20 protein-coding genes are annotated in these 20,566 nt (G+C 66.2%); 14 read left to right on the top strand and 6 right to left on the bottom strand.

Translation table 11 applies throughout. From position 1 onward, the window contains the following. The first annotated feature begins 44 nt into the window (after positions 1-44). The 11 genes from ACUTR7_RS00150 (at position 45) to ACUTR7_RS00100 (ending at position 10,146) form a co-directional block, all read left to right on the top strand. Positions 45-386: an integration host factor subunit beta gene (locus tag ACUTR7_RS00150; RefSeq protein ID WP_013801626.1), complete on the top strand. Its 342-nt coding sequence runs from the start codon at positions 45-47 to the stop codon at positions 384-386. A gap of 80 nt (positions 387-466) precedes the next feature. Next, positions 467-787 carry a LapA family protein gene (locus ACUTR7_RS00145; RefSeq protein WP_096913560.1) on the top strand — a complete coding sequence of 107 codons (321 nt, stop codon included), beginning with the start codon at positions 467-469 and terminating at the stop codon, positions 785-787. Then, positions 777-1,952: a lipopolysaccharide assembly protein LapB gene (lapB, locus tag ACUTR7_RS00140; protein WP_034395011.1), complete on the top strand. Its 1,176-nt coding sequence runs from the start codon at positions 777-779 to the stop codon at positions 1,950-1,952. Before ACUTR7_RS00145 ends, lapB begins: the two co-directional genes overlap by 11 nt. 260 nt (positions 1,953-2,212) lie before the next feature. Then, the gene (locus ACUTR7_RS00135; RefSeq protein WP_071956410.1) at positions 2,213-2,614 is read left to right on the top strand and encodes a ComEA family DNA-binding protein; all 402 of its coding nucleotides are present in this window, start codon (positions 2,213-2,215) and stop codon (positions 2,612-2,614) included. A 139-nt stretch (positions 2,615-2,753) separates the two neighbouring features. Beyond that, a complete protein-coding gene (locus tag ACUTR7_RS00130) occupies positions 2,754-5,732 on the top strand; it encodes a monovalent cation/H+ antiporter subunit A (RefSeq protein ID WP_099733200.1) in 2,979 nt (992 codons plus the stop codon). After that, a complete protein-coding gene (locus ACUTR7_RS00125) occupies positions 5,732-6,097 on the top strand; it encodes a Na+/H+ antiporter subunit C (protein WP_012206529.1) in 366 nt (121 codons plus the stop codon). The genes ACUTR7_RS00130 and ACUTR7_RS00125 overlap by 1 nt, the downstream gene beginning before the upstream one ends. Continuing rightward, positions 6,094-7,890, top strand: a complete 1,797-nt coding sequence (locus ACUTR7_RS00120; RefSeq protein ID WP_445607782.1) for a monovalent cation/H+ antiporter subunit D — start codon at positions 6,094-6,096, stop codon at positions 7,888-7,890. The genes ACUTR7_RS00125 and ACUTR7_RS00120 overlap by 4 nt, the downstream gene beginning before the upstream one ends. Continuing rightward, the gene (locus ACUTR7_RS00115) at positions 7,887-8,378 is read left to right on the top strand and encodes a Na+/H+ antiporter subunit E (RefSeq protein WP_013801620.1); all 492 of its coding nucleotides are present in this window, start codon (positions 7,887-7,889) and stop codon (positions 8,376-8,378) included. Before ACUTR7_RS00120 ends, ACUTR7_RS00115 begins: the two co-directional genes overlap by 4 nt. Next, positions 8,375-8,653: a K+/H+ antiporter subunit F gene (locus ACUTR7_RS00110; protein WP_012206532.1), complete on the top strand. Its 279-nt coding sequence runs from the start codon at positions 8,375-8,377 to the stop codon at positions 8,651-8,653. The genes ACUTR7_RS00115 and ACUTR7_RS00110 overlap by 4 nt, the downstream gene beginning before the upstream one ends. Beyond that, a complete protein-coding gene (locus ACUTR7_RS00105; protein WP_012206533.1) occupies positions 8,650-9,033 on the top strand; it encodes a monovalent cation/H(+) antiporter subunit G in 384 nt (127 codons plus the stop codon). The genes ACUTR7_RS00110 and ACUTR7_RS00105 overlap by 4 nt, the downstream gene beginning before the upstream one ends. A 243-nt stretch (positions 9,034-9,276) precedes the next feature. Beyond that, the gene (locus ACUTR7_RS00100; RefSeq protein WP_013801619.1) at positions 9,277-10,146 is read left to right on the top strand and encodes an LOG family protein; all 870 of its coding nucleotides are present in this window, start codon (positions 9,277-9,279) and stop codon (positions 10,144-10,146) included. Between the two features lie 69 nt (positions 10,147-10,215). Here the strand turns inward: ACUTR7_RS00100 and ACUTR7_RS00095 are convergent, their stop codons facing one another. The 6 genes from ACUTR7_RS00095 to ACUTR7_RS00070 form a co-directional block, all read right to left on the bottom strand. Beyond that, on the bottom strand, positions 10,216-11,397 hold the full coding sequence (locus ACUTR7_RS00095) for an MFS transporter (RefSeq protein ID WP_013801618.1): 1,182 nt from the start codon (positions 11,395-11,397) through the stop codon (positions 10,216-10,218). Position 11,398: 1 nt separating this feature from the next. Continuing rightward, complete coding sequence (locus tag ACUTR7_RS00090) at positions 11,399-12,889, bottom strand: DNA recombination protein RmuC (protein WP_310636351.1); 1,491 nt, start codon at positions 12,887-12,889, stop codon at positions 11,399-11,401. 110 nt (positions 12,890-12,999) lie between these two features. Further along, positions 13,000-14,007: a 2-hydroxyacid dehydrogenase gene (locus ACUTR7_RS00085; protein ID WP_034394999.1), complete on the bottom strand. Its 1,008-nt coding sequence runs from the start codon at positions 14,005-14,007 to the stop codon at positions 13,000-13,002. A 37-nt stretch (positions 14,008-14,044) separates the two neighbouring features. Beyond that, complete coding sequence (locus ACUTR7_RS00080) at positions 14,045-15,472, bottom strand: sodium:proton antiporter (protein ID WP_013801615.1); 1,428 nt, start codon at positions 15,470-15,472, stop codon at positions 14,045-14,047. A gap of 61 nt (positions 15,473-15,533) precedes the next feature. After that, a complete protein-coding gene (pncB, locus tag ACUTR7_RS00075) occupies positions 15,534-16,754 on the bottom strand; it encodes a nicotinate phosphoribosyltransferase (RefSeq protein ID WP_012206539.1) in 1,221 nt (406 codons plus the stop codon). 115 nt (positions 16,755-16,869) lie between these two features. Further along, complete coding sequence (locus ACUTR7_RS00070) at positions 16,870-17,331, bottom strand: acyl-CoA thioesterase (protein WP_034394994.1); 462 nt, start codon at positions 17,329-17,331, stop codon at positions 16,870-16,872. Positions 17,332-17,654: 323 nt separating this feature from the next. On the opposite strand from ACUTR7_RS00070, the gene ACUTR7_RS00065 reads away from it, so the two are divergent. The 3 genes from ACUTR7_RS00065 (at position 17,655) to ACUTR7_RS00055 (ending at position 20,440) form a co-directional block, all read left to right on the top strand. After that, positions 17,655-18,203: a phasin family protein gene (locus ACUTR7_RS00065; RefSeq protein WP_013801612.1), complete on the top strand. Its 549-nt coding sequence runs from the start codon at positions 17,655-17,657 to the stop codon at positions 18,201-18,203. A 300-nt stretch (positions 18,204-18,503) separates the two neighbouring features. After that, on the top strand, positions 18,504-19,550 hold the full coding sequence (locus ACUTR7_RS00060) for a Fe(3+) ABC transporter substrate-binding protein (protein ID WP_012206542.1): 1,047 nt from the start codon (positions 18,504-18,506) through the stop codon (positions 19,548-19,550). A 131-nt stretch (positions 19,551-19,681) separates the two neighbouring features. Then, positions 19,682-20,440 carry a 3-hydroxyacyl-CoA dehydrogenase gene (locus tag ACUTR7_RS00055; protein ID WP_034394989.1) on the top strand — a complete coding sequence of 253 codons (759 nt, stop codon included), beginning with the start codon at positions 19,682-19,684 and terminating at the stop codon, positions 20,438-20,440. Positions 20,441-20,566: the final 126 nt, after the last annotated feature.

Here is a 20,566-nt window from a genome sequence, read left to right as displayed (position 1 = left end):
CTCCGGGCGCCCGTCGCCATTTCAACCCCTGATTCCTATCCTTGATGACCCGATCCGATCTCGTCGAAGAACTCGCCGCCCGCTTTGGCCAACTGAGCCAGCGCGATGCCGAGCAGGCCGTCAAGACGATTCTTGACGCCGTCAGCGATGCCCTGGTGCGAGGCCATCGCATCGAAATCCGCGGCTTTGGCAGTTTCTCGGTCAACCATCGCCCGCCCCGCATGGGCCGCAATCCCCGCAGTGGCGAGGCCGTCCACATTCCGTCCAAGCGCGTGCCGCACTTCAAACCCGGCAAGGCCCTGCGCGAAGCCGTGGACCTGCGCCCCGGTGCGGCCATCGATACAGACAACACAGGCTCCGGCACAGGCACCGGCCCTGCCGCCTGAAAGCGGGCTGACCGGCTGCGCGCGCCGCAGCCGCCCTCTCCGCCAGGCTCTAGAATCGTTCCCGTCACACAAGGGAACACATGAAGTACTTCCTGTGGCTGCTCAAGGCGGCCATTTTTTTTACGCTGTTCGCTTTCGCCCTGAACAACCAGCAGGACGCGACGGTGCACTTCTTCTTCGGCACCTCCTGGACTGCGCCGCTGGTACTGGTGGTGCTGGCCGCCTTCGCCCTGGGCCTGATCGTGGGCGTTCTGGGCATGGTGCCGCGCTGGCTCAAGCACCGCAACGCCGCGCGCTCGACCCAGGCCACGGCGCCTGCCGCGGCCGAGGCACCGGCAACGGCCTCGGCGCCCAAGCCCGCCCCATCCCCCATCCTGCCGGGCGACGTGCATGGAATTTGATCTGAGCTGGATATTGCTGGGCCTACCCGTCGCCTTCGTGCTGGGCTGGCTGGCCTCGCGCTGGGACCTGAGGCAGATTCGCGCCGAAAACCGCCAGGCGCCCAAGGCCTATTTCAAGGGTCTGAACTTCCTGCTCAACGAGCAGCAGGACAAGGCCATCGACGCCTTCATCGAAGCCGTGCAGAACGACCCCGACACTTCGGAGCTGCACTTCGCGCTGGGCAACCTCTTTCGCCGCCGTGGCGAATACAACCGCGCCGTGCGCGTGCACGAACACCTGCTGTCGCGCGGCGACCTCAGCCGCGTGGACCGCGACCGCGCCCAGCACGCGCTGGCCCAGGACTTTCTGAAGGCAGGCCTGCTCGATCGTGCCGAGGACGCGCTGCGCCGCCTGGAAGGCACGGCCTTCGAGGCCGAAGCCCGCCTGGCCCTGCTGGCCATCTACGAACGCTCGCGCGACTGGACACAGGCCGCCGCCATTGCGCGCCGCATGCAGGAAGCCAACCAGGGCGACTTCAGCGGCCGCCTGGCCCACTACCTCTGCGAAGACGCCCAGGCCCTGTTGACCCAGGGCCAGCAGGCCGAGGCACTGCAGCGGCTGCAGCAGGCCATCACCACCGCCCCACAGGCCGCACGCCCGCGCCTGGAGCACGCGCAGCTGCAGCACCGCATGGGGCAATCGGCCCAGGCCTTGCACACGTTGGAAAGCCTGGCCGAGCAGTCCCCGGCCTCGCTGCCGCTGGCGGCTCAGCTGCTGGTGGACATTGCCGCCGCCACGGGCCAGCGCCAGCACATCCACCAACTGCTCAGCCAGCAGTACGAGCAGGCACCCTCGCTGGATCTGCTGCAGGCGCTGGTCGCGCTGGACGCTCAAATTGAAGAACAGAGCAACGATGGTGAAACCAAGGCACCGGGACGCGCACGCCTGGTACAGCATCTGGACAGGGAGCCCTCCCTGGTGGCTGCCGCGCAGTGGCTGGCAGGCGAGAAGCTGGCCGAGGAGCAATACCACCCGGCCGTGCAACGCGCGCTGGACCACGCGGCCAAGCCGCTGACCCGCTACCGCTGCGCAGCCTGCGGCTTCGAGGCGCGCCAGCATTTCTGGCATTGCCCCGGCTGCCAGAGCTGGGACAGCTATCCGGCCCGGCGCGTCGAGGAGCTGTGATGCGGGGCAGGCGCGAGAGGCAGCTCCACCCCCTGCATCGCGTCACCCCCATTGGCAAACACGGCATGGACGGTGTATTTTCAGAGTATTCCTAGAAACCGCCTTGGCAGGCGCATGGCCATTGGCTTTGCACACGTTCGGCCATGCCTGCACGGGCCTGCTGGCCCCCTTCACCGCCTAGCCGCACGCCAAGGCCCTGCATAAGATGCCTCTGGGTCGCAATGTTACGGCCCTCAACATTTTGGGATCAGGAGGTTTGTATGTTCAGAAAACTGATGGCTGGCTTCATTGCACTGCTGTGGTCCGTGATGGCCCTGGCTGCCGTGGAGGTCAACAAGGCGAATGAAGCCGAACTGACATCCATCAAGGGCATTGGCCCGGCCATGTCGGCACGCATTCTCGAGGAGCGCAAATCCTCCGCCTTCAAGGACTGGCCCGATTTCATTGCACGCGTCAAAGGCGTGGGCGAACCGACCGCCGCCAAGTTCTCGGGTGACGGCCTGACGGTCAATGGCGCCAGCTACAAGGGCCAGGGAGCCAAGCCCGATGCAAAGGACACGGCGGCCAAGGACACCAAGGACACGGCAGCCAAAGGCGCCAAGCCGACCAAGGACCAGGCCGCCAAACCGGCCACGCCGGCCAAGGCCGGCGCGGCCTCCTGAGTACGCCAACTGTCTCTATCCAACCCGCTTCGGCGGGTTTTTCATGCGTACTACCCTCGGGGTATGCGCGGCCATAGCCTGAAACATGCTCAGGTTTTCATAGCGAAGCAAAAAACCTTGCCCGTAAAATGAACCGCCCATGCCCCTGATCACCCTCATCCTCCTACCCTTCATCGGCAGCCTGATTGCCGCAATGCTGCCCGCCAATGCGCGCAATACGGAGTCAACGCTGGCCGGCGTCATTGCCCTCGGCTGCGCCATCCAGACGGCATTGCTGTTCCCCCAGATCGCCGATGGAGAGGTGCTGCGCCAGGAGATCGAGTGGCTGCCGGCACTGGGGCTGAATCTGGTGATCCGCATGGACGGCTTTGCCTGGATGTTCTGCATGCTGGTGCTGGGCATCGGTTCGCTGGTGGTGCTTTATGCGCGCTACTACATGTCGCCGGCCGATCCCGTGCCGCGCTTTTTCTCGTTTTTTCTGGCCTTCATGGGCGCGATGGCGGGCGTGGTGCTGTCGGGCAACATCATCCAGATTGCCTTCTTCTGGGAGCTGACCAGCCTCTTCTCCTTTCTTCTGATCGGATACTGGCACCACCGCAAGGATGCACGCCGGGGCGCGCGCATGGCGCTGACGGTGACGGGAACGGGCGGCCTGGCCATGCTGGCCGGCATGCTGGTGCTGGGCCACATCGTGGGCAGCTATGACCTGGACAACGTGCTCATCGCCGGCCAGCAGGTGCGCGACCACCAGCTGTACCTGGTCGCCCTGGTGCTGATCCTGCTGGGCGCACTGACCAAGAGCGCGCAGTTCCCCTTCCACTTCTGGCTGCCGCACGCCATGGCCGCGCCCACGCCGGTGTCGGCCTACCTGCACTCCGCCACCATGGTCAAGGCCGGCGTCTTCCTGCTGGCGCGCATGTGGCCCGTGCTGGGAGACACCGATGCCTGGTTCTGGCTGGTGGGCGGAGCCGGCGCTGCAACGCTGCTCATCGGTGGCTATCTGGCCATGTTCCAGCACGATCTCAAGGGATTGCTGGCCTATTCGACGATTTCCCACCTGGGCCTGATCACGCTGCTGCTGGGCCTCAACAGCAAGCTGGCCGCCGTGGCTGCGGTGTTCCACATCATGAACCACGCGACCTTCAAGGCCTCGCTGTTCATGGCCGCAGGCATCGTTGACCATGAGAGCGGCACGCGCGACATCCGCCGCCTCTCGGGCCTGCGGCACATGATGCCCATCACGGCCACGCTGGCCTGCGTGGCCAGCGCGGCCATGGCGGGCGTGCCGCTGCTCAACGGCTTCCTGTCCAAGGAGATGTTCTTCGCCGAGACCGTCTACCTGGACGCTGCCCCCTGGGTGCGCACGGCCCTGCCGGTGGCCGCCACGGTGGCGGGCATGTTCAGCGTGGCCTATTCGCTGCGCTTCACCATTGACGTCTTCTTCGGACCCAAGGCCACCGACCTGCCGCACGAGCCGCACGAGCCGCCGCACTGGATGCGCGTGCCCGTCGAATTGCTGGTGCTGGCCTGCCTGGTGGTCGGCATGCTGCCCGCGTGGGCGGTGGGCAGCTTCCTTGCAGCGGCCGCCACGCCCGTGGTCGGCGGCGATCTGCCCGAGTACAGCCTGGCCATCTGGCACGGCTGGAACATGCCCTTGATCATGAGCCTGGTCGCCCTGATTGGCGGCATCCTGCTGTACATGCTGCTGCGCTGGCAGCGCCAGGCCGGCCACATCGATAACGCACCGCTGGTGGGCACGCTCAGCGGCCAGCGCATCTTCGAGAACCTGCTGGCCCGCCTGTCCCTGCTGGGCCGCTGGTCGCGCCGGCGCCTATCCACCATGCGCCTGCAGTGGCAGATGCTGTGGCTGGTCTGCACCGCCGTGCTGGCGGGCGTTCTGCCGCTGTGGCTGCAGGGCATCAAGCTGGGCGATCGGGGCATGCTGCCGCTGTCGCCCGCCTTCGTGCTGCTGTGGGCCGTGGGCATTCTCTGCGCCCTGGGCACGGCCTGGAAGGCCAAGTACCACCGGCTGACCGCGCTGATCATGCTGGGCGGCGCCGGCCTGTGCACCTGCCTGACCTTCCTGTGGTTCTCGGCGCCCGATCTGGCGCTGACCCAGCTGGTGGTCGAGGTCGCCACCACGGTGCTGATGCTGCTGGGCCTGCGCTGGATGCCCAAGCGCGACAAGAGTCTGCACATTCCCGTGCTGTCCGCCGAGCTGCGTGCGCGCTCGCGCCGCATGCGCGACCTGCTGCTGTCGCTGGTGGCCGGGGGCGGCATGGCCTGGCTGGCCTTCGCCATGATGAGCCGCCCCTTCTATGACGGCGCCTCCACCTTCTTCCTCGAACATGCGCTCAGCGACGGCGGCGGCACCAATGTGGTCAACGTCATGCTGGTGGACTTCCGTGGCTTCGACACCTTCGGCGAAATCGTGGTGCTGGGCATCGTGGCCCTGGTGGTCTATGCCCTGCTGCGGCGCTTCCGCCCAGCCCGCGAGACGCTGGACCTGCCCGAACAGCAGCGCTACGTGCCAGGCGACCTGCAGACCGATCTGTTCAATCCGCGCAATGCCGGCGATACGGCCGTGGGCTACCTGATGGTGCCCGCCGTGCTGGTCCGCCTGCTGCTGCCTTTCGCGGCCCTGGTCTCGGTCTACATCTTCATGCGCGGCCACAACGAACCCGGAGGCGGCTTCGTCGCCGGCCTGGTGTTCTCGGTCGCCTTGCTGATGCAGTACATCATCTCCGGCACGCAGTGGGTCGAGGCCCACTTGCCGATCTTCCCGCGCCGATGGATCGGTGTCGGCCTGCTGTTCGCACTGGGTACCGGCATGGGCTCCATCGTGGCCGGCTATCCCTTCCTCACCAGCCACACCTTCCATATGACCCTGCCAGTCGTCGGCGACGTGCATCTCGCCAGCGCCCTGTTCTTCGACATCGGTGTGTTCTCGCTGGTGGTGGGCGCGACCATGCTCATTCTGACGGCCATCGCCCACCAATCGGTGCGCAGCCACCGCTACCACGCCCGCCTGCTGGAGGAGCAGCAACAACAGGCCGAGGAGGCCGAAGCCGCCGTGCAGCAGGCCACCGCCGCAGCCCTGGCGCGAGGAGGTTTCTGATGGAAGTCGTGCTTGCCATTGCCATCGGCGTACTGACCGGCTCGGGCGTGTGGCTGCTGCTGCGCCCACGGACCTACCAGGTCATCATGGGACTGGCCCTGCTGTCTTACGCAGTCAACCTGTTCATCTTCAGCATGGGCCGCCAGGGCCTGGCCATTGACAAGGAGCCCGTGCTGCGGGCCGGCGTACCGCAGGATCTCGCGCACTATGCCGATCCCATGCCCCAGGCGCTGGTGCTCACGGCCATCGTGATCGGCTTTGCCATGACGGCGCTGTTCCTGGTGGTGCTGCTGGCCTCGCGCGGCACCACCGCCACCGACCATGTGGACGGAGCCCATTCCCGCACCGAGCAGGAGATGCCATGAACGAGCTGACCGCCCGTCTCATGCCGCACCTGATGCTGGCGCCCATCGTGCTGCCCATGCTCTCGGCAGCGCTGATGCTGCTGCTGCGCGAGGAGCGCCAGCGCGTGAAGTTCGCCCTCGGCCTGGTGTCCACCGTGCTGGGCCTGGGCGTGGCCGTGCTGCTGATGCTGTGGACCGACCAGGCCGGCGCACCCGTCAACCTGGGCGTCTACATGCCGGGCAACTGGCCCATGCCCTTCGGCATCTCACTGGCGCTGGACCGCCTGACCGGCATGATGCTGGTGCTGACCTACACGGTGGCCCTGGCCTCGCTGATCTTCTCCAGCGCCCGCTGGCACCGCGCGGGGATGCACTTTCACTCGCTGTTCCAGTTCCAGCTGATGGGCCTGAGCGGCGCCTTCCTCACGGCGGACCTGTTCAACCTGTTCGTGTTCTTCGAGATCATGCTCGCGGCCTCCTACGGCCTGCTGCTGCATGGCTCGGGCCGGGCACGCATCCAGGCGGGCCTGCACTACATCGCCATCAACCTGGCCGCCTCGTCGCTGTTCCTCATCGGCGTGTCCATGCTCTACGGTCTGACCGGCACGCTGAACATGGCCGACCTGGCACGCGCCATTCCCCAGATCAGCAGTGCCGACCGCGGGCTGCTGCATTCGGCAGCGGCCATCCTGGGCATCGCCTTCCTGACCAAGGCGGCCATGTGGCCGCTGAACTTCTGGCTGGTGCCGGCCTACAGCGCGGCCACCGCGCCCGTCGGTGCCGTATTTGCGCTCATGACCAAGGTGGGCGTCTACGTGGTGCTGCGGCTGTGGACGCTGCTGTTCAGCTCCGAGGCCGGCTCCTCCGCCCTGTTCGGCAGCACCTGGCTGATCGTCGGCGGCATGCTGACCATGGCCTTCGGCGGCCTGGGCATGCTGGGCTCGCAGCGCCTGACGCATATCGCGGGCTTTGCGGCCATCCTGTCGTCAGGCACCCTGCTGGCTGCCACGGGCTTTGGCCAGAACGCGCTGACGGCTGGGCTGCTGTACTACCTGCCCAGCTCCACCCTGGCCGTGAGCGCGCTCTTCCTGATTGCCGACGTGGTGGACCGCTGGCGTGTGGATGACGACGCGGGCGAGCCCTATGAAGACGACGAGGCGCCCTTCCTCAACGCCGAGCTGCTTCCCACCGAGGGATTCAACCTTGACGAATCCGAAGAGGTGCTGATCGGCCGCGCCATTCCCGCCGCAGCTGCCTTCATCGGCCTGAGCTTCATGCTGGCCACCCTGGTGGTTACCGGCCTGCCCCCGCTGTCGGGCTTCGTGGGCAAGTTCGCCATGCTGTCTGCCCTGCTCAACCCGCTGGGCCTGGGCAACTCCAGCGGCTTCCAGGCCGGCTGGGCCGGCTGGGTACTGGTGGCGCTGATGATCATCACCGGGCTGCTGGCCCTGCTGTCGCTGGTGCGCGCCGGCATACGCCACTTCTGGGCGACCGAGGAGCAGAACTCCCCCTCGCTGCGCGTGGTCGAAGGCCTGCCCATCGCCTTGCTGCTGGCCTGCTGCGTGGCACTGACGATGCGCGGCGGCGAACTGATGGGCTACACACAGCGCGCAGCCGATGCGCTGCTGGCGCCCGATGTCTATGTACGCTCCGTCATGGGCACGCAGCCCGAGCCCAGCCCGGCAGAAAAGAAGGCCCGCCTGGAAGCCGGCCCCGAAGGCGCGGCACGCGCCGCGGCCCAGGCCAGTGGCGCGCCCATACCCGCAGGCATAGGCGATGCAGGCACGACGGCGGGCAAGGAGGATTACCGATGATGAAAACCCTGCTGCCCGCGCCGCTGCTGTCGGTGGCGCTGTTCCTGCTGTGGCTGCTGCTCAACCGTTCGTTCAGCAGTGGACAGATCCTGCTCGGTGCATTGCTGGGCCTGCTGCTGCCGCTGCTGCTGCGCGGACTGCGCCCCTTGCCCGTGCGGGTGCGCCATCCGCTGACCATCCTGCGCCTGGCGCTGCGCGTGGTCTGGGACACCTCGTTGTCCAACTTCAACGTCGTGCGGTTCATGCTGTTTCCGGGCATGCGCAAGCACCCGGCCAACTTCGTGCGCATCCCGCTGGAACTGCGCGACCCCAACGGCCTGGCCGTGCTCGCCATGATCGTGTGCATCACGCCCGGCACGGCCTGGGCCGAGATCTCGCGCGACCGCTCGCAGCTCATGCTGCATGTGCTGGAGGTCGATGATCCCGAGGAGATCGTCCAGCACGTCAAGCGTTGCTACGAGCGCCCCCTGATGGAGATTTTCGAATGATGCCCTGGTTCCACTGGACTTTGATGTTCGCGCTGGGCCTGCTGGTCGCGGCCATGGGCTGCGCCGTGCTGCGCCTGCTCAAGGGCCCGCACGCCCAGGACCGCGTGCTGGCGCTGGACTGCATGTACCTCAACGGCATGCTGGCCATGCTGCTCATGGGCATCATCTACGACAGCACAAGCTACTTCGAGGCGGCCTTGCTGGTCGCTCTGTTCGGCTGCGTGGGCTCCACCGCCATGGCCAAGTTCCTGCTGCGCGGCGAGGTGATCGAATGACGCCGGAGACCACACTGCCGCTGTGGTGCCAGATCCTGGTTGCCGCGCTGGCGCTGGGCGGCGCCATCATCGCCTTCCTGGGCTCCATGGGACTGTGGCGGCTGGGCAGCTATTTCGAGCGCGTGCATGCGCCCTCCATCATCGCCACCATGGGCTGCTGGCTGATCATGCATGCCACCTGGATCTACTTTTCCGTCAGCGGCCAGAGCCTGGCCGTGCATGCGCTGCTGATTGCGGTCTTCATTTCCGTGACCGTGCCCATCACCACCATCTTCCTGATGCGCGCAGCCCTGTTCCGCGCGCGCCGTGCGGGCCAGGACGTGCCGCCGCCGCTGAGCACCGTCGTGCGCAACGAACCGGCCGAGCACCCGGACGTCTGAAATCGCTTGCGGCGCCTGCAAATACCCGCCCATTGCCGGTGGCGGGCCCCAGGCCAATGCCCTGCCCAACTGCTCAGCATACGAATCTGCCACCGGCCCCGTCAATGCGCAAAGCAACGGATACGCGAGCCCCGCGGCTATGAGTTTGTGAGCGTATAGTGCAGTCATCATCTGCGCTGGCAACGCATTTGATGGAACGGCCACAGGCGTGGCCGCCCTGGGTTTTTCTGTGTACGAGGGTTCATGCAAATCTCTTCCCCCCTGACCGATACCGATCTGGCCAACGGCTGGTCGGCCCTTCACAACCAGGCGCACAACGGCATGGCATTGCAGCAGAACTCCAATCGCCTGGCCTTCGCGGACCCGGAATTCATGTTCCGCCGCGAGACCCGCGGCATCCGCATGCAGCTGGAGCTGCTCAAGCCCGACCTGGCGCAGATCGAACGCGGCATAGAAAACACCGTCGTGGTCTATGGCAGCGCGCGCTTCGTGGACCTGGAGCAGGCCGAGCAGCAACTGGCCGACGCGCAGGCCAGCGGCGATGCACAGCGCATTGCAGTGGCCGAGCGCGCCGTGCGCAACGCCCACCGCTACGAGCAGGCCCGCGCCTTCACGCGCATCGTGGCCGCCGACAGCCTGAACCAGCCGCCCGAGGAGCGCCTCTATATCTGCACCGGCGGCGGCCCCGGCATCATGGAGGCGGCCAACCGTGGCGCCCATGATGTGGGCGCACCCAGCATCGGCCTGAACATCGAGCTGCCGCACGAGCAAAACGGCAACCGCTTCATCTCGCCGGACCTGAGCTTCAAGTTCCACTACTTCGCCTTGCGCAAGATGCATTTCATGATGCGCGCCAAGGCCCTGGTGGCCTTCCCCGGCGGCTTCGGCACGCTGGACGAGCTGTTCGAGGTGCTGACCCTGATGCAGACCGGCAAGACGCATTCCGTGCCCGTGATCCTGTTCGGCACCGAGTTCTGGAAGCGCCTGCTCAACATCGACCTGATGATCGAGGAAGGCACGATCTCGCCCAAGGATCTGCAGCTGTTCCGCTATACCGATGATCCGGTGGAGGCCTGGGCGCTGATCAAGCAGTTCCACGCTGGCGGCTGGTAAGCCGCAGCGGCCAGCAGGCCGCCACCGCATCGCAAGGCGATCTGCGCACCAAGGCGCAGGTCGCCTTTTTCATTCCGGCTTGCGCGGCGGCAGCCCCATGAACCAGGCCGTGCGGATGCCCGAGGCCACGGCTGCGCCCACCACCCAGAACAGCGCAGACACGCCGATCAACGCCCCCGCCGAGCCGAACAGCACGGGCATGGCCACGCTGGAGGCATTGATGGCCATGAGCCGCAGGCCCAGCGCCTCGCCATGGCGGTGCTCGGGCGTGATCTGGTGCAGCATGCTCATGACCATGGGCTGCACCGAGCCCAGCGAAAAGCCCAGCAGCACCGAGCACACGCCCATGGTCAGTGCCGAGTCCATGAAGGGGTACAGCGCAAAGACGAAGGCGGTGATGGCCATGGCGCCGGAGATCACGGCGCCTTCGCGCAGGCGCTCGGCCACCAGCGGCATGGCCAGGCGGATGGCGGCGGCCGCCACGGCAAAAATGCCCAGCAGCGTGCCGATGACCGAGGCGCTCAACCCCTTCTCATGGCCCAGCAGCGGCAGCACGAAGGTGTGCACATCCCAGCACGCCGACTGCAGCCAGTTGACCAGCAGCAGGTTGCGGAAGTTGCGGTCGCGCAGCAGGTCCCAGGCATGCTGCTTCGGACCGCCGATGGGCGCACGCACGGGCGGCAGCTCCTGCGTGTGGCGCACCCAGCTCCAGGCCAGCACGGGCACCAGGGCCAGCAGGCCGAAGGCGACGCGGTAGCCCATGGTGCTGCCCTCGCCGCCAAAATTCGCGTGATCGATCAGCAGTCCGGTGCTGAAAGGCCCGATGAAGTTGGAGATGGCCGGACCTATGGCCAGCCAGCTGAACACCTTCTTGAGCGCCAACGCATCGTGGGTGACCCGCCCGGCATGGCGCTGCACGGCAATCACCACCGCGCCGCTGGCACCGCCCGTCAGCAGCGCCACCAGGCACAGCACGGGATAGACCGGAAACGCCAGCGCCAGCGCACAGCCGCCGCTGGCCGCCAGCATGGACAGGAAAAACGGCTTGCGAAAACCATGCTTGTCCGCAAAGCGCCCGGCCGGCAGCGCCAGGAACACCTGGGTCAGCGCAAACAGCGCCAGCAAGATCCCCACGGCCGCCGCGCTGTAGCCCTGCTGCAGCGCCAGCAAAGGCGCGGCCAGCCGCATGCCGGCCATGGTGGCGTGCACGCTGACCTGGGCCATGATGACTTTGAACAGCGCCAGATTCATCTCAGTCCTGCTCCGACCCTGGCTCCATGCCTGCCGCCGTGTCCTTGTCGTCCGGCAGACCGGGCAGCCCTGCGCTCGAGGCCGGCGCGGGCAACTCCTGCACATCGCGCAATTGCCGCTGGATGGCGCGCGTGCGCACACCCACCTGCTCGAAGCGCTTGGCGGCGGCATCGATGGATTTGCGCGTGGCATCCACCACTTCGCCGAACTTGGCGAACTCGGTCTTGACCTGGCCCAGCACGGCCCAGACCTCGGAGGAGCGCTTTTCGATGGCCAGCGTCTTGAAGCCCATCTGCAGGCTGCTGAGCATGGCCGCCAGGTTGGCCGGGCCGGTGACCATCACGCGGCAGCCGTTCTGCACGGCCTCGACCAGGCCGGGGCGGCGCATGACCTCGGCAAACAGGCCTTCCGTGGGCAGGTAGAGCACGGCAAAGTCCGTGGTGTGGGGCGGGCTCACATACTTGCCATGGATCTTGCGGGCCTCGAACTTGATCGATGCCTCGAAGGCATTGCCGGCCGAGGCAATTGCCGCCTTGTCCGCCGCATCCTGGGCATCCAGCAGGCGCTGGTATTGCTCCACCGGGTATTTGGCATCGATGGGCAGCCAGACCGGCGTCTCGTCGCTGCGCCCGGGCAGGCGGATGGCGAACTCCACCATGTCGTCGCTGCCGGGCACGGTCTTGACGTTGCGCGCGTACTGCTCGGACGTGAGCACGTTCTCGATGATGGCGCCCAGCTGCAGCTCGCCCCAGGTGCCACGCGTTTTCACATTGGTCATCACGCGCTTGAGGTCGCCCACGCTGCCGGCCAGCGTCTGCATCTCGCCCAGGCCCTTGTGCACCTGCTCCAGCCGGTCGCTGACCAGCTTGAACGATTCGCCCAGGCGCTGCTCCAGCGTGGCATGCAGCTTCTCGTCCACCGTGCGCCGCATCTCCTCCAGCCGCGCCGCGTTGTCCGACTGGATGGTGGCCAGGCGCTCGTTGAGCGTGCCGCGCAGCTGTTCGGCATGGACCTGGCTGGACTGCGCCAGCCCGCCCAGCTGCTGCTGGATGTCGTTCTTGAGGGAGTCCAGCGTGCTGCGCGTGGTCTGCGCCAGCGCCTCGAAGCGCTCCTGCACATGGGCGTTGAAGCGCTGCGTGCTTTCACCCTGCGCCTCGCGGGCCTGGGCGCTGTCGGCGGCCAGCCGCACGGTGAGCCGGCCCAGTTCCATGCGAAAGGCTGCCAGCGCCTCGCCCTGCTCGCGCCGCGCCGCCTGGGCATCGAGCTGGGCCTGGGCCAGATGGGCCTGCAGCTGCTGCGATACGCGGTCCAGCCCGCCGTCGCTCTTGGCCACGGCCATCTGCGTGGCCTGGGCGCCGCGCTCGAGCTGCTGCAGCCGCACATCCAGCATCTGCAGCGCCTGCAGCAACTGCTGCGGCGCCACCCCGTCATCGCGCTGCGCCGAGCGCCTGCACAGCAGCCAGATCACGGCCGCCTGCCCCAACAGCAGCACGGCCCATGCCGCCCACCACACTCCGGATATCTGGGTCAAGATCTTGCTTCAGCTCCATGCAGCGGGAAGCGGCCAGGGCCTGCCTTCCCGCGATTGTCGGAATACGGCACTCAGGCCTTGGCGCGCGCGCCGGCGGCCGCCGCCTCGGGCTGGTTGACGGGCGTGCGCGGGCCCTTGCCGCTCAGAAAGTCGATCAGGTTGTCGGCTGCCAGCTCGGCCATGGCGCTGCGCGTGCCCATGGTGGCGCTGGCGATGTGCGGGGTCAGCACGACATTGGGCACGGTCAGCAGGTCGGGATGGACCGAGGGCTCGCCCTCGAACACGTCCAGGCCGGCGGCGGCAATGGTCCTGTCGCGCAGCGCCCTGGCCAGCGCCGCGTCATCGACGATGCCGCCACGGGCGATGTTGATCAGCGTGGCCGTGGGCTTCATCCTTGCGATCTCGGCCGCGCCTATGGTGTGGTGGTTTTCCTTGGTGTAGGGCAGCACCAGCACCACATGGTCGGCCATGGCCAGCAGTTCGTCCTTGCCCACGTAGCCGGCCTTGCATTCGGCTTCCAGCTCGGGCGACAGTCGCGAGCGGTTGTGATAGACCACCTTCATGCCGAAGCCATGCGCACCGCGCCGGGCAATGCCCTGGCCGATGCGGCCCATGCCGATGATGCCCAGCGTGCTGCCGTGCACTTCCGAGCCGGCGAACAGGTCGTAGCGCCAGGAGTTCCACTTTCCGGCGCGCAGGTAGTGCTCGCTCTCGGTCACGCGGCGGGCCGTGGCCATGAGCAGGGCAAAGCCGAAGTCTGCCGTGGTCTCGGTCAGCACGTCGGGCGCGTTCGTGCCCTGCACGCCCGCTGCCGTCATCGCGGGCACGTCGAAGTTGTTGTAGCCCACGGCCATGTTGGCCACGACCTTCAGCCGCGGGCAGGCCGCCAGCAGTGCCGCATCGATGGTCTGCGAGCCTGTTGTCAGCACGCCGTCCTTGTCCTGCAGATGCGCGGCCAGCTCCTGCGGACTCCAGACCACGTCGTCCTGGTTGGACTCGACCTCGAAGTGCTGCTCCAGCTTGCGCACCACCTCGGGCGGGATGGCGCGGGCGATCAGGATGCGGGGTTTGCTTGCCATGTCTGTCTCTTTCCTTGTCTTGGCGGGAGGCGGTTCTTCAGCGGAACCAGATGAAGCTCATCAATACGAACAGCGGCACCAGAATGCCCAGCGACCAGGCCATGTAGCCGAAGAAGCTGGGCATCTTCACGCCGCGCTCCTCGGCAATGGCCTTGACCATCAGGTTGGGCGCGTTGCCGATATAGGTGTTGGCACCCATGAACACCGCGCCCGCGGAGATGGCCGCCAGCGTGGAGGCCATCGTGGTCATCAGCTGCGCGGCGTCGCCCCCTGCGGTGTTGAAGAACACCAGGTAGGTCGGCGCGTTGTCGAGGAAGGAGGACAGCAGGCCCGTGGCCCAGAAGTACATCAGCGGATCGGGCGTGCCGTCGGCGCGCGTGACGGCGCCCACGATGGCGCCGAACGGCCCGCCCGTGCCCGCCTTGAGCATGGCGATCACGGGGATGATGGTCAGGAAGATGCCCGCGAACAGCTTGGCCACTTCCTGCATCGGCCCCCAGCCGAATTCGTTGGCCTGGTGCACGCTGCGCGGCGTGAGCCGCAGGGACAGCAGCGCCACCACGATCAGGCCCGCATCGCGCACCAGCCCCGGCAGGCCCACATGCGTGCCGGCCAGCACCAGCCCCGCATCGGTGCGCCACAGGCCGCTCATCAGCACCAGGGCCACCACGGCCAGCAGCAGCGCGAAGTTCACGCTGCCATCGAAGCCCAGGCGGCTGGCGCGGCCCGAGGCGTCGATGCTGGGCGTGGGATCGGGCAGGTCCGCCTCGCCGGCCTTGCGCAGCAGCCAGGTGTCGATCGCGTAGAACAGCGCCAGCAGCACGCCGACCAGGAACAGGGTCTCGGTGAAGATGTGGCGCACCGTCCAGAAGAAGTCCACGCCCTTGAGAAAGCCCAGGAACAGCGGCGGGTCGCCCAGCGGCGTCAGCGAGCCCCCGGCATTGGAGACGATGAAGATGAAGAACACCACCACATGCACCTGGTGCCTGCGGTTGTCGTTGGCGCGCAGCAGCGGCCGGATCAGCAGCATCGAGGCGCCCGTGGTTCCCATGAAGCTGGCCAGCACGGCGCCGATCGCCAGGATGGCCGTGTTCAGCCCCGGCGAGCCCTTGAGATTGCCGCGCACATAGATGCCGCCCGACACCGTGTACAGCGCCGTCAGCAGGATCACGAAGGGCAGGTACTCGGCCAGCAGCGCATGCACCAGGTTGGCCAGGGCCGCACCCGCACCGAACACCGCTGCAAAGGGCAGCAGGAAGGCCAGCGCCCAGGCCGCCGTCAACTTGCCGAAATGCCGGTGCCAGAAATGCGGCGCCGCCAGCGGCACCAGGGCAATCGACAGCAGCATGCCCGCAAAGGGCACGCCCCAGAGCACCGACAGCTGGCCGCCATCGATCTCGGCCGCCAGGGCCCAGGAGGGCACGCAGGCGACGAGCAGCACCAACAATCCACGCAAGGCCTTCATGGTCCCGTCTCCTCTTTGTTCTGTATTCACTGTCCCCTCCTGGCAGCGGGCCGCGCAGCGATCAAGTCTGTGCCGCGGGCGCCGCGATCTCGAACACCTGGCGCAGATAGGCCAGGTATTTCTCGTCGTCGCACATGCTCTTGCCCGGCGTGTCCGAGAGCTTGGCCACGGGCTGGCCGTTGCAGCGCGTCATCTTGATGACGATCTGCAGCGGCACATGGTCGGGCGCGTCGCCCAGGTCATTGGTCAGGTTGGTGCCGATGCCAAAGGCGAGCTGGCAGCGCCCGTGGAAGCGCTGGAACAGCTCGATGGTGCGCGGCACCGTCAGGCCGTCGCTGAAGATCAGCGTCTTGGTCAGCGGGTCGATGCGGTTGGCGCGGTAGTGGGCCAGCAGCCGCTCGCCCCACTCGAACGGGTCCCCGCTGTCATGGCGCGCGCCATCGAAGAGCTTGCAGAAGTACAGGTCGAAATCGCGCAGGAAGGCCGACATGCCGTAGACGTCCGACAGCGCAATGCCCAGGTCGCCCCGGTACTCGCGCGCCCAGGACTCGAAGCCGAAGATCTGGCTGTCGCGCAGGCGCGGGCCCAGGGACTGGCAGGCCTGCAGGTATTCATGGGCCAGCGTGCCCAGGGGCCGCACGCCCAGCTTCATGGCATACAGCACGTTGCTGGTGCCCGCGAACTGCCCCTCGGACTCCGCGGATGCGCCGGGCCGGCCAAGGCGTGCGCACAGCACGCGCAGCACCTCTTCATGCCAAGCCCGCGAAAAGCGGCGGCGCGTGCCGTAGTCGGCAATCTTGAGCTGCTCCAGGCCCGGCTGTTGCAGCAGCGCGATCTTGGCATCCAGCCGGCGCCGGCCCTCGGGAAAATCGGGCACCGGCTGGGTATTGCGGAAGTACACCTCGTTGACGATGGCCAGCACGGGAATCTCGAACAAGATGGTGTGCAGCCAGGGCCCGCGGATGGTGATGTCGATCTCGCCATTGGGCAGCGCCTGCACCGTGACGCACTTCTCGTTGAGGTGGAACAGGCTCAGGAAATCGACGAAATCGCTCTTGATGAAGCGCAGCGAGCTCAGGTAGGCCAGCTCTGCATCCTGGAACCGCAGGCTGCACAGAGAACGGATCTCGGCCCGGATCTCGTTCACATAGGGCGCAAGCTGCACGCCGGGATTGCGGCACTTGAAACGGTACTCGACCTGTGCCCCGGGAAACTGGTGCAGCACCACCTGCATCATCGTGAATTTGTACAGGTCGGTATCGAGCAGGCTGGTGATGATCATGGACAGAGCCGGGCGGTAAGCGCCCAAGCGGTCAGATGGCAGACAGCTTTCGAGTGTAGGCCATCCACACGCCGCCGCGCTGCGAGCGGGCGCCTTGCATGCGCCCCGAACGCCATCAACCGCGCAGCAGCGGCTCCAGCACCCGGCGCAGCGCCTGCGGAATCTGGGCAGGCCGGCGCGTCTGCCGGTCCACATAGACATGGACGAAATGCCCGGCTGCGGCCGACAGCGGCTCACCCTGCGCAAACAGCCCCACCTCGTAGCGCACGCTGGAGCCGCCGATGCGGGCCACGCGGATGCCGGCCTCCACCTCCTGCGGAAAAGCCAGCGGGGCGAAGTAATTGCATTGGGTCTCTATGACCAGTCCTATCGTCTCGCCCGCATGAATGTCCAGCGCGCCCTGCTCTATCAGATGGGCATTCACCGCCGTATCGAACCAGCTGTAATAGACGACGTTGTTGACGTGCCCGTAGACATCGTTGTCCGACCAGCGCGTGCTGATGCGTCGGAATGCCGCATAGGCCGAACGGGGCTGCGGCGCGGGGCGGCTCGGGGGCGATTCATTCATGGCGGCCATTGTGCCGCCGGCCGAATACGCCCTGTCCCCGGCCACTGTCGCCATCACGACGCGCACTGCGGTCAATCACTCGCCAAGCGAGTAAGCATGCCAACTGAAAAATGTCGTCAAACCGACATAAAACCAATTCAAAATCAAAGACTTACAAAAAACCCACAGCTTTCCGAATTTTTTTGCTGCACCGCAGCATCAGGTACTTGATTCCTTTTTTGCAATCCCTACAATAAGACCCATGCTGCACTGCAACATGACACTCAGTCAGGTCAGCGCAGGCAATTCCCCGTAACCCGAGACCCCTGTGGTCCGTTTTTCTGGAGACTGACATGAGCTTGACCCCTGACCAAATCCTGAGCGCACAAAAGGCCAACCTGGAAACCCTGTTCGGCCTGACGAGCAAGGCCTTCGAAGGCGTTGAAAAGCTGGTGGAACTGAATGTGACCGCCTCGCGCGCCGCACTGACCGAAGCTGCCCAGCACACCCAGGCTGTCCTGAGCGTCAAGGACGCACAGGAACTGCTGTCGCTGCAGGCCAACCTGTTCCAGCCCCTGGCTGAAAAGACCGCTGCCTACAGCCGTCACCTGTACGACATCGCCAGCGGCACCGGCGCCGAACTGGCCAAGACCTTCGAAAGCCAGGCTTCCGACCTGCAAAAGAACTTCAGCGCCCTGGTGGACACCACGGCCAAGAACGCACCCGCCGGTTCCGAAACCGCCGTTGCCGTGATGAAGAGCGCCGTGTCGGCTGCCAACAATGCCTTCGAGTCGGTGCAAAAGGCCGTCAAGCAGGCTTCGGACCTGGCGGAAGCCAACTTCACGGCCGTGACCAACACCGCCAACGAAGCCGTCCAGTCGGCCCAGACCCGCAAGCGTTGATCACGCTGTCTTACAACGGGGCTGCGTGCAAGAATCAGTGATTACCCGCATAATTGCACGCATCCCGGGTCGAAAGACCTGACCAGTTGTCTCCTTGGATCCTCTTGAAACCCCCGTTTCTGGATCCTTTCAAACCCAGTCTTTGGACTGGGTTTTTTTTCGTGCGCTTTTCGCGCGCCTTGGCTCGCGGCCCACCAGGGACCACCGCGCACAAGCCCTTAGACGGGCCCCACCCTTTATTAAGAACAATTCGCGTTTGACCTATCATCGCGCTTTGCCAACAAAGAGAGGCCTGTCTTCATGTCGAAATCCCTGAAAGCCCTGTTTGCCGCTTGCGCCCTGGTGGCTGCCGGCACAGCCATTGCCGACTCCCAGGTCGTCAACCTCTACTCCGCGCGCCACTACTCCACGGACGAGGAGCTGTACAACGGCTTCACCAAGGCCACCGGCATCAAGATCAACCGCGTGGACGGCGACGACGCCGGCATCATTGCGCGCCTGAAGGCCGAGGGCCAGGCCTCGCCGGCCGACGTGATCCTGCTGGTCGATGCCGCACGCCTGTACCGCGGCGAGGTCGATGGCCTGTTCCAGCCCATCCACTCCAAGCTGCTGGAAGACGCCATCCCCTCCAACCTGCGCGCCCAGCCCACGGCCGATGGCATCAGCTGGTTCGGCCTGTCCACACGCGCCCGCGTCATCGTCTACAACAAGGCCAAGGTCCAGCCCGCCGACGTGCAGAACTACGAATCGCTGGCCGACCCCAAGTTCAAGGGCCAGCTGTGCATCCGCTCGGGCTCGCATCCCTACAACCTGAGCCTGTTCGGCACCGTGGTCGAGCACATGGGCGACCAGAAGGCCGAAGGCTGGATCCAGGGCATGAAGGCCAACCTGGCCCGCCCGCCCAAGGGTGGCGACACCGACCAGATCAAGGCCGTGGCCTCGGGCGAATGCACCATCGGCGTGACCAACAGCTACTACCTGGCGCGCATGATGCGCTCGGGCAAGCCTGAGGACCAGGCCGTGGTCGGCAAGATCGGCGTGGTCTTTCCGAACCAGTCCAGCTGGGGCACGCACCTGAACATCGCAGGCGGCGCCGTGGCACGCCATGCCAAGAACAAGGACAACGCCGTCAAGTTCCTGGAGTACCTGGCCAGCCCCGCCGCCCAGAACTACTTTGCCAACGGCAACAACGAGTGGCCCGCAGCCAAGGGCGTGGAACTGGACAACCCCGCACTCAAGGAAATGACCGGCGGCAAGCCCTTCAAGAGCGAGACCATCCCGATCACGGCCGTGGGCAAGAACATGACCAAGGTCCAGCAAATGCTGGACCGCGCCGGGTTCCAGTAACCCCCATCGCGCCCATCACCAGCCCGGCACTGCCGGGCTTTTTCTTGGGCGCGGCATGGCTGCGGCCGGGGCTGCATGCATAATTTGAGAGTTACGTTTACGTCAACGTCAGATAACCAAGGAGACATTCCATGCAGATCAAGGACCGGGTATTCATCGTCACGGGCGGCGCCTCCGGGCTGGGCGAAGGCACGGCGCGCATGCTGGCTGCCGAGGGCGGCAAGGTGGTGATTGCCGACATGCAGGCGGACAAGGGCGAGGCGGTGGCGCGCGAGATCGGTGGCGTCTTCGTCAAATGCGACGTGAGCCAGGAGGCCGATGGCCAGGCTGTGGTGGACAAGGCCGTGAGCCTGGGCAAGCTGGCAGGCCTGGTCAACTGCGCAGGCATTGCGCCCGCCGAGAAGACCGTGGGCAAGAACGGCGCGCACAACCTGGCGCTGTTTTCCAAGACCATCACGGTCAACCTGATCGGCAGCTTCAACATGATCCGCCTGGCCGCCACCGCCATGTCGGCCAACGAGCCCGAGAGCACGGGCGAGCGCGGCGTGCTGATCTCCACGGCCAGCGTGGCGGCCTACGACGGCCAGATCGGCCAGGCGGCCTATGCGGCGTCCAAGGGCGGCGTGGTCGGCATGACGCTGCCCATTGCGCGTGATCTGGCGCGCAACGGCATCCGCAACATGACGATTGCTCCCGGCATCTTCGGCACGCCCATGCTGTTCGGCATGCCGCAGGAAGTGCAGGACGCGCTGGCCGCCGGCGTGCCCTTCCCCAGCCGCCTGGGCACGCCCCAGGACTATGCCAAGCTGGTGCGCCACATTCTGGACAACGACATGCTCAATGGCGAGGTGATCCGGCTGGATGGGGCCATTCGTCTGGCGCCGAGGTGAAGCACCCCCTGAGCGGCTGCGCCGCTTCCCCCTCTCTTTCTCGCTTCGCGAGGGAGGGGGACGACACCCTCGCGGCGGGGCGGCGCGGCCGGCATAGGCCCTTGCTCGGTGTCCCTCGCTTTGGGC

The organism is Delftia sp. NA_296.1, from assembly GCF_052692095.1.
Note: the sequence above shows the minus strand (reverse complement) of the source record. Positions and strands in the feature narration are given on the sequence as shown.